Raw genomic sequence first — 8,742 nt, 5'->3', positions numbered from 1 at the left:
TCGATTACATCGAACATTGCTTGGAACAGCTATCTCCCCCCAACTGTGATCTCAATAGTCTCTTACCTTGGCATGTTAATCTAAGCAAGGCGTAGTTCGCCGGACGCTCACTTAACTTCTGTACATTTTCGAATAGAAAAACCAGTGATAAGGATAATTATCACTGGTAGAGCAACCTTCCCCCGAACATCATACCAACCTCATTTATGCAAAAAGCAAAAATGACTCTGCCACTACAAGGTGATCACTCGTTACTTGCACTATATTTAACTTAATATTGACTAATTACCGTTAAATAGCAACGCACTGGCCTAATCACACCCGAACGGGGTGTTATTAAGCCACTAAATAATAAAGATATAGTCGTAATAAAGACCACTAGTGGTCTCATACCGCATGTTATAGGCAATAAAAACAGCCTATGACATTAATCAATATAAAAAAAGGAAAAAATGGTGTCCATAATTTTTAATATGAAACTCGATCTACCAAAGACTATACAAATGGGAGATAAATTATCGGGAGTATTTACTCTTACAAACACAACATCTGAGGAGCAAAAGGTTTTAATCTGGAAAACGCCTCTTGAAGGATTGAATAGCAATTGTTTTAAGGTGATACATTCAGAGAAAACTATCTCCTATGATGGCAAGTTTGTATTACATCCGCCGACTCCTTCAAGTAATTCATATATGTCAGTTCCTGCAGGCGGTTCAGTTACTGCTGATTTTGATTTGAGCGATGCTTACTTTATTGAAAACTTGGGCACCTATGAAATAGAAACTCAGTTTAAAATTTTAACGGCAGACGAGCCGAATAACACCTCTATTGCATCAAGTGTTTCAGCTAGGTTTGAGATTGTTGAAGGGGGGGGGTCTTCCAGGGAAACCGAAGGAATGAGACACAGAGTGAAGGATAACTTTACTGCTGTTAATGCAGATGACGTTGGTGTGGCTACTGCGCCGACGATAGTGGGTGGAACTACAGCTCAGCAGACAGCGGTTGGCAATGCTTGGACCAATGCTTATAGTTCCCAATTATGTTCAATCTCAGTACTAACTCGTAATGATTGCGATACTATATTTAAGAATACCTTTAAAGTTGATGCTACTTTGGAAAACAAAATGACGGCTAGTGGGTACTACTCGGATATGAAGGCGGGAATGGAGGATAGTGCATTTTCTCTGACAATCAATGCGACTCAGATAGGTGTAGGTATTGCATATACATACCTTAATTCAACAACAATCTGGTTTAATCCAACATACTTCAACTCTGCCTTTAAGCCAATTAATGGTGATTTTAGTCAAGCAGCTATGATGATACAAGTATTAGCCCATGCGGTTTGTGGAATACAAGATTGTAGTGACGCAATTACCTGCTCATACACCCTAGGATACTTTTCTTCGAGAATTCAGGTTCTCGTAGATAATATAAAACTGCAAGTTAAAAGTAGCGAACAGTACTTAAATATTTCTGGTGCAAGCATGGAAAATGCTGCCAAAGCTTGTCAGGGAAGCATGCCAACTACCGATAATTTTCTATGGAAAATAATTCCTCAACAAGATGGCTATGTTCAACTTCAGGTTAAAAGCAGCGGACAATACCTTAATATCTATGGTGCCAGCATGGATAATTCTGCCAAAGCTTGTCAGGGAAGCATTCCAACTACCGATAATTTTCTATGGAAAATTATTTCTCAACAAGATGGCGATGTTCAACTTCAGGTTAAAAGCAGCGGACAATACCTTAATATCTATGGTGCCAGCATGGATAATGGTGCCGAAGCTTGTCAGGGAAACATGCCAACTACAGATAATTTTTTATGGAAAATGCTCCCCGCTTAGAAAATAGGTCAAGTTACTTGTTACATAATACTTTTGTACAGCACTTTAGCTAAAAACATTAGTCAAGCGCGCATAACAAGAAGCTATGTTAAGTTCGCTATTTTCTATGTATTTCATCTTTAGATAGAATCGGTTTAAGCTTTGATTCTATCTCTGCTGCATATTCAAAATGCTGAACATCAGCAACCAGTAAATAAGTTGAAATCCCCGTTTCAGGGTTTCGAGTCATCGCTAAGCCTAGCGGGTGCAATATCTCGGTATTTATCCGCTCTATCAAACCTAGATCAGATGCCTGGTTCCAATCCACTTTCTTTAATTCACTCATTGAATACGCTCCCAACTAATCCCCTTGGCAATGATTTTTCTCTTTTTTACTGGATCAGGTTTTGTTCCCATGACCCGACAAATGAAATGTAGCGTATTGACATAAACAGGCACCCACCATGCAATGTGCGTTTTAACGATGGGTTTTAATCCTGGTCCCGCTTTCTGATTTGAGCTCATAACTTCACTCCTTGTCTTTTTTCTTTTCTTGCATCAACTAAATTATTCAACGTTGTCCGGCAGCGCTCGCTCTCAATCTCACTCAGTCTTGATAACCAGTCTTTTATCATTGGCCGACTGCATGTATTTAACTTATCTTTGCAACGTAAATACCGGGCTAAATGTTCGGCTTTATCGGCGATATCCTCCGCTGCTTGCACAACCGAGTTATTCGGTGCCTGGTGATTAAAAGTGCTCATACATGCTCTCCGTGTCATCATGATATTGCTCGAAATTATCAGCCCAATAATCGACATGAGTATCATCAGGCTGATTTTTACTGAAGCTGTTTTCATAGGCTTGCAAATCAACTACCTCTTGCAGTTGAGCGAGGGCACGGCGATGTAAGTTGGGCGCTAGGCTCGCTAGCCAAGCATTAATGCTGACGTTAGCATTCGATGGATCCGCTTTTTGCTTCGCCTGTTGTTTAGTCAGTAAGTCCCATGCTTGGCGGCGCAGGTCTTTATCCACCTCTCCTTGATTGGCAACATGATCATGATATTGCTGCAGCGCGATAAGCTGCTCACCTTCACGCCAACCGTTTTCTTCACGCGTCTTGGCTATGTTACGCTTTTTAACTCTTACTATCTGATTGTTTTTAATATTGATTATGTATTTATTGGTTTCGACAGTGGCACCAGCCTGAAGACGATCAAAGTGAAAATCATCAATACCATACTTACGCGCTGTCACCTTTAACGTATCCTCTTGATTTATAAGGGGAGTACAGTTATTGTCAGTACTCCAAGGGTCGCGGCTGTCGCCACTCTTAGAAGCAAGATCACAAGACACATCAAAGGCAACAGCAACAGCCTTGACGCTCTTGTCGTCATCTGTATGAGTTGATTGAGTGCTAGAGGGTGCGCGGCGTATTTTCCAGCCGTCTAAGCGGGTATGTATTGGTGTGTGATTCTCCTTTGACATCACGCCCATGATTTTAGTGATGTCTTCACCGTATTGGCTCGCCGCTTCATTAACCACCTTAGCCAGCACAATCGGTCTATCAGCACGCAGGCATTCAATGCCACCCATAACCTCAACATAACGTTGCCAGTTGGGATTATCAGCGGCAGCGCGGGCACGCTCTAAAATCTCATCGTGTTCTAATGCTTCATCAAGTCGCCGTAATTCACGCCAAATAGTGACCGAGGGCCCACCTATTTGCTGAAACTGGCGAATATTCCACGTACTCGCCCAAGCTGCGACACCTTGCGCACCATGCTCGCCCGAGGTTTCAGCCTCGAAATCATCATCGACATACTCACCATCGATATTCTTAGCAATATATTTAGCGATATAACCGGTAGCACTACCCTTTTCTGGATCAATGGTTTTGTAATCAAAGCGGGCATTTTCATTATTAATTAACTCATCATTATCATGCTCTGTGGCGTAGTGACGTAATACTTCACGCCCCGCTTCAAGCTGCTCAGGTTTAAAAAATAACAATAGATGCCAATGTGGGGTGCCATCATGATGGGGTTCAACCACACGAAAACCAAAGGGAGTGATCCCATCACGTTTTAACTGGCTGCGAGCTTTCGCCCATTGTTTCGTTAAATGTTTTTGCGCTTGCTTAGGGTTGGTGCCTTTGTATTTCTTATTGGCTATCGCTTTACTTTTTTTATTAACGGTATAGGCGTGATAACTCGACGGAGCCGTAATAGTGTAAAACTCTCCGACATAGCCATTAGCCATGGCTAAATCTTCAAAGCCACGCATCCGCACCATGAGTTCAACGCGGCGATTTTTAGGATTTGAAATAGACGCTTTTACCGCTTCACTTAATGTCAGTGTTAATTCTTGTTCTTCATTAACCACTTCCATTTGCTCAAGCCAAAGCGCTTGGGCTCTTTTACGGGCCTTGAAATCCAGTAAACATTGATAACTGACATAAGGCGATACCCCCTTACGAACTCGCCCTATGATAATCGCAATATGTTCTAAATATTGACGGTAGGCGCGCTCTAACTTTCTAGCCCACCATTTATCATCAACAAGACGTACAATGATTTTACTGATTGCATCATACATGGCGGGATCAGTATCAAACTCCCCCGCCGCCTTGCGTTTAGCGTAATGTTTAAAGCTAGGTAATACAGGCGTAAAGCCCCACATATCAGCAGGGCTTTTAACTGAATTAATTAACTCGCGCGCATCAACACTTTCGCCTTTATCGGGCGTCATTTTATTAAGTAGCGTTGCACAACGACTCGACCACTCTTTAGCGACACTGACTCGGCGTTCTTCAGTATTCATCAGATGCAGAGGCAAAGGAAATTGCGTTAAAACGGGTCTTAGCGTTTCGACTTGCTTGCGTAGCCAAATATTGGCACTACTGGTTTTGCTTTTGGTGCTGTGTTGATATTTTAAGCGGCGACTAACCCACTGCTTAAAAAAGTGATTGGCAACATGATCGGGCACATCACTCAATTGAGTGCGCGCCCAGGCTAAATCGTTTTTATCATGCTCGGTAATAAAAAGCGCCGAGAGTAAATCCTCGGCGCTTAGGGACAACTGACTTAAGTCCATCAAAGCCCCACAATATTAAAATGAGCCTTGGCTTTTTCAATAAAGCGGCGAATACCTTGAGCTAATAACCTTTCACCATTGCCCAAAGCTTGCCAATATAGACATTCAAGCGCCCCAATTTGATTAGATAGGCGCATTTCAACTGGGCGTGAAAATGATGAGCTTTGACTATGCTTTATCAACGTTGTTTTATAACTGCGAAAATGACGCTGTAAATGCAAGTAAGCAGGAGAACGCTTCTTTTCTTTTGCCATATCACGCCACCTTTGCATTAATTGGGGTTAATTCGAACAGGTCTCTGAATTCAACCATGCGTGACATAAGGTACGCCGCAACGGGAAGATCGAGCGCTTCGGCAGTGGCGTGTAATGTTTCTAAGGTATTTTCAATAACTATTTCAGATAATTGTTTTTTGTCAGTGTTGAAGGTTTTAATTATTTGGTTAGCTTGTTGTAATAGTGCATAAGATATTGATACACTTTGGGGTGTCGATTCAGTCATAACTTTCCTTAGTCGGATAAAAATGATTATTGATAGAGCCATTTCTTGCTTGAACAGGAAATGGCTTTTTTATTGCACTTTTTTAGCAGCTTCTGCCGCTTTGGCTTGTAATGCGGCGGTTTCAAATTGCTCCGTTAAACTGGCAGTCACTTTCGTGATGGCATCCAGCGAGTCATCGACGCTTTCGTTATCTTCGTTATCAACATCATTTGCCCCGCTGTCTTGCTTGAACTGATCACGGGTCATTGCTAACGAGTTAAAACTTTTACTTACGCCGAACATGGCGAGAATTGCACCACGAATGGCTTCACGCTGATCACAATCAAAATGCTCGAACGAATAACTAATAAACGCGGCGGGTTTTAATCTGGCGCCAAATAGCGCCATAGACTTTTGCTGACGGTTAAGCTGGTTATAACGACGGGCCACACTGCTTGAACCTAATCGCTCACGCATTTGAGCAATCGCTATTTGCGCGGCGCTTGATTTTTTCACTTCCATTAATTGGTTTTTCATGCGGTTTTTCCTTCTATAGCTTGAATTTATAAACCTGGCATCGGCAATGCTTGCATGACATCAGACGCGACCGATAGCACTGGGACACTTTGAAAGCGTTGTTCAATCTCATGCATAAAGATGGCGAGTTCAGTCATTACTTTTGTGCCGCGATTCATAACTTCATGACGCATCCGCTCTGTCACTCGCTTTTGCACTTTGACATCTAATGCTAATTTTCCCAGCGTGGCCGCATTCGCATTAATCTCTAAAGCACGATCCGTTAACGCGACTTTCTCTGACGACTGCAAATGATCAATTAATACTGAAGGTGCGCACTTAAGTTCTAATAACACACCGTCAATAATGCAGCGATTCCCTGTTGCTATCGTTACATTGACTAACTCATCGACTGTCAGTTGATGCGGTTGCCCGATACATAATTTATTTCGCAACATTTGAGCACGATAAAAATGCGCCTTATCTGCTACATCTTCTAAATTCTCTGCACTGGCAAACTGACGATAGGCCCCCATCACATGAAGGTGTTTACAATTTGATGGACTATACATGGTCGCAAAACTCCCTTTTGCTAGTATTGATTCGTCAAATGACGAGTTAAATGGTACAAATTGTCATGTTGTGATTATCGAAATAAACAGAGGTCACTCGCTTCTTTCATCAAAGCTAACATATTGATATATGGACGTTCTGCGGGTTTTACTTTAGGTCTGATTGGTAGTCGTCCTTCACGGACGAGATAACGAACGTTATCAACTGTGGTACCAGTGCGGCGGGCATACTCTTCATATGATAAGAAAGGTGCGTCAATGTGTAGTGATAATCCAGTCATTTGATGATATCCTTATTTTTAAGTGCGTTTTATATAGAGCCTGTATTGTGGTGTTACAGGTTGGTAACTACAAGTGATGGTGAGAGTATCAATCAAATGATGGACTTCGTCAAGAATAAAAAGCCCGATCCATACAAATATGATGGTGGGTCAGCGATATTAGATCGTCTTTTGGTGGTGTACGGCGTTGAGACTAGACCCCAATTAGCGTCCTGTATTGGCGTTAGTACTGGCACAATGTCTACATGGCAAACAAGAAAATCAACACCTTATGAAATGCTAATCAGAGTAAGTTTGGCAACAAATGCTCGGCTAGAATTTTTATGTTTCGGGGAAAAACCTGTATTCAATGATGAACCTGTCATTATTGAAAAGACGCCATTAGTCGAGTTTAAAACTTTAGAATCTGGTTACCTTTCTGAACCTTCTACAATCCGCATTGACGAAGAAATACTTACTACATATCAGTTAAAAAAAGAAAGTTGTTTAGCAATAAAAAGCGGCACTAAAACACACTTTATTGATATTGATGAAACAGAAGTATTCAAAGGCGTATTTTTATTTAATGTAAATAAACATTATCAAATTGGTGAATTTAAAACACTCCCAGACGGTAAGATTTACTTAATTGAAGATGGAGACAAATATCCCGTTGATTTAAACGAAACCACGATTAAAGGAAAAGTCGTCGCCACATTAGATACAAGTAAATAATGTCTATACGTAATCTAAAAGACGGCAGCGATAAGCCTTGGCTATGTGAATGCTACCCAAACGGCCGCACGGGTAAACGCATTCGCAAGAAATTCGCCACAAAAGGTGAAGCAGTTTCTTTTGAAAGATTTACGATGAATGAAGTTATCGACAAGCCCTGGTTGGGTGAAAAGGTTGATAATCGTCGCTTATCAGAAATTATTCAACGCTGGCATGAACTTCATGGTCAACAGTTAGTCAAGCCTGAACAAAGATTACGTAAATTAGACATGATTTGTGCTGGCATGGAAGATCCCATTGCCAGCAAAATTACCGTCAATGACTTTGCTAATTATCGCCAAATGCGACTTGATGGTGAAATAGCCGATGCCAGAGGCATTAAACAAAAAGTTAAACCCAACACCATAAATCATGAACAAGCTTACCTTAATGCTGTCTTTTCCGAATTAAAGCGACTCGGTGAATGGTCACACCCCAATCCACTCGAAGCTATCCCCCTATTCAAAATTGAAGACACCGAACTAGCATTCTTATACCCTGAAGAAATCCCCATGGTATTAACAGAATGTGCTAATGCAAAATACGAACACCTAACCACAATTGTTAAAATTTGTTTGGCTACAGGGGCTAGATGGTCTGAGGCTGAAAGCTTAAAAGGTAGCCAAGTCACGAATAATCGAATTACCTTTGTAAAAACCAAAGGCAAAAAGAATCGCACCGTTCCAATAGCGCAATCATTAGCCAATGAAATTCCCAAAGCACGAGGTCAATTGTTTAGACCATGCAGAAGATCATTCGAACAAGCCATAAAGCGAACTAAATTGCAGCTACCAGACCGACAAATGACTCACGTTTTACGTCACACTTTCGCCAGTCATTTCATGATGAATGGGGGCAATATTTTAGTGTTGCAGCAAATCCTTGGCCATTCTGATATAAAAGATACCATGCGTTATGCTCACTTTTCCCCAGATCATTTAGATGATGCGATCACAAAAAACCCTATATCGAAGCTATTAACACCCTCTGACTAAATGGCGGCAAAGTGGCGGCGAACACTTACAAATATTAACAACCACTAACACATACCATTGTTAACTATTTATTTTTAAAGTAAAAACTAGATATAGATACACATCAAAAAGAATGTAGGCTTTTTGGACGCGGGTTCGAGCCCCGCCGCCTCCACCAATTACAACAAAGGGTTAGCCGAAAGGCTAACCCTTTGTCACATCTGAATGGCGACAAAGTGGCGAC

General features: G+C 41.4%; 11 protein-coding genes. 3 read left to right on the top strand and 8 right to left on the bottom strand.

The window, feature by feature from the left end; all coding sequences use genetic code 11:
- Positions 1-503 precede the first annotated feature (503 nt).
- Positions 504-1,847, top strand: coding sequence for an RICIN domain-containing protein (locus L2764_RS24355; protein ID WP_248942961.1), 1,344 nt, complete (start codon positions 504-506; stop codon positions 1,845-1,847).
- 97 nt (positions 1,848-1,944) lie between these two features.
- Here L2764_RS24355 and L2764_RS24350 read toward each other — a convergent pair whose 3' ends face one another.
- The 8 genes from L2764_RS24350 to L2764_RS24315 all read right to left on the bottom strand — a co-directional run bounded on the left by L2764_RS24350 (position 1,945) and on the right by L2764_RS24315 (position 6,490).
- Positions 1,945-2,172, bottom strand: coding sequence for a DUF7415 domain-containing protein (locus L2764_RS24350; RefSeq protein WP_248942960.1), 228 nt, complete (start codon positions 2,170-2,172; stop codon positions 1,945-1,947).
- Positions 2,169-2,351, bottom strand: coding sequence for a hypothetical protein (locus L2764_RS24345; RefSeq protein ID WP_248942959.1), 183 nt, complete (start codon positions 2,349-2,351; stop codon positions 2,169-2,171). Before L2764_RS24345 ends, L2764_RS24350 begins: the two co-directional genes overlap by 4 nt.
- Complete coding sequence (locus L2764_RS24340; protein ID WP_248942958.1) at positions 2,348-2,590, bottom strand: hypothetical protein; 243 nt, start codon at positions 2,588-2,590, stop codon at positions 2,348-2,350. The genes L2764_RS24345 and L2764_RS24340 overlap by 4 nt, the downstream gene beginning before the upstream one ends.
- Positions 2,577-4,922 carry a replication endonuclease gene (locus L2764_RS24335; RefSeq protein ID WP_248942957.1) on the bottom strand — a complete coding sequence of 782 codons (2,346 nt, stop codon included), beginning with the start codon at positions 4,920-4,922 and terminating at the stop codon, positions 2,577-2,579. The genes L2764_RS24340 and L2764_RS24335 overlap by 14 nt, the downstream gene beginning before the upstream one ends.
- A complete protein-coding gene (locus L2764_RS24330) occupies positions 4,922-5,176 on the bottom strand; it encodes a hypothetical protein (RefSeq protein WP_248942956.1) in 255 nt (84 codons plus the stop codon). Before L2764_RS24330 ends, L2764_RS24335 begins: the two co-directional genes overlap by 1 nt.
- Position 5,177: 1 nt before the next feature.
- Positions 5,178-5,423 carry a hypothetical protein gene (locus L2764_RS24325; RefSeq protein ID WP_248942955.1) on the bottom strand — a complete coding sequence of 82 codons (246 nt, stop codon included), beginning with the start codon at positions 5,421-5,423 and terminating at the stop codon, positions 5,178-5,180.
- A gap of 69 nt (positions 5,424-5,492) precedes the next feature.
- A complete protein-coding gene (locus L2764_RS24320; protein ID WP_248942954.1) occupies positions 5,493-5,939 on the bottom strand; it encodes a hypothetical protein in 447 nt (148 codons plus the stop codon).
- Between the two features lie 26 nt (positions 5,940-5,965).
- Positions 5,966-6,490: a phage regulatory CII family protein gene (locus tag L2764_RS24315; RefSeq protein ID WP_248942953.1), complete on the bottom strand. Its 525-nt coding sequence runs from the start codon at positions 6,488-6,490 to the stop codon at positions 5,966-5,968.
- 341 nt (positions 6,491-6,831) lie between these two features.
- Between L2764_RS24315 and L2764_RS24310 the strand changes: the two genes are divergently transcribed.
- Entirely contained in the window at positions 6,832-7,485 is a 654-nt protein-coding gene (locus L2764_RS24310; RefSeq protein WP_248942952.1) for a helix-turn-helix transcriptional regulator, read from the top strand.
- On the top strand, positions 7,485-8,519 hold the full coding sequence (locus L2764_RS24305) for a phage integrase (RefSeq protein WP_248942951.1): 1,035 nt from the start codon (positions 7,485-7,487) through the stop codon (positions 8,517-8,519). Before L2764_RS24310 ends, L2764_RS24305 begins: the two co-directional genes overlap by 1 nt.
- Positions 8,520-8,742: the final 223 nt, after the last annotated feature.

Origin of the sequence: Shewanella surugensis (assembly GCF_023284005.1) — a bacterium.
Classification (GTDB): domain Bacteria; phylum Pseudomonadota; class Gammaproteobacteria; order Enterobacterales; family Shewanellaceae; genus Shewanella; species Shewanella surugensis.
This window is presented reverse-complemented; position numbering and strand designations above follow the sequence as displayed.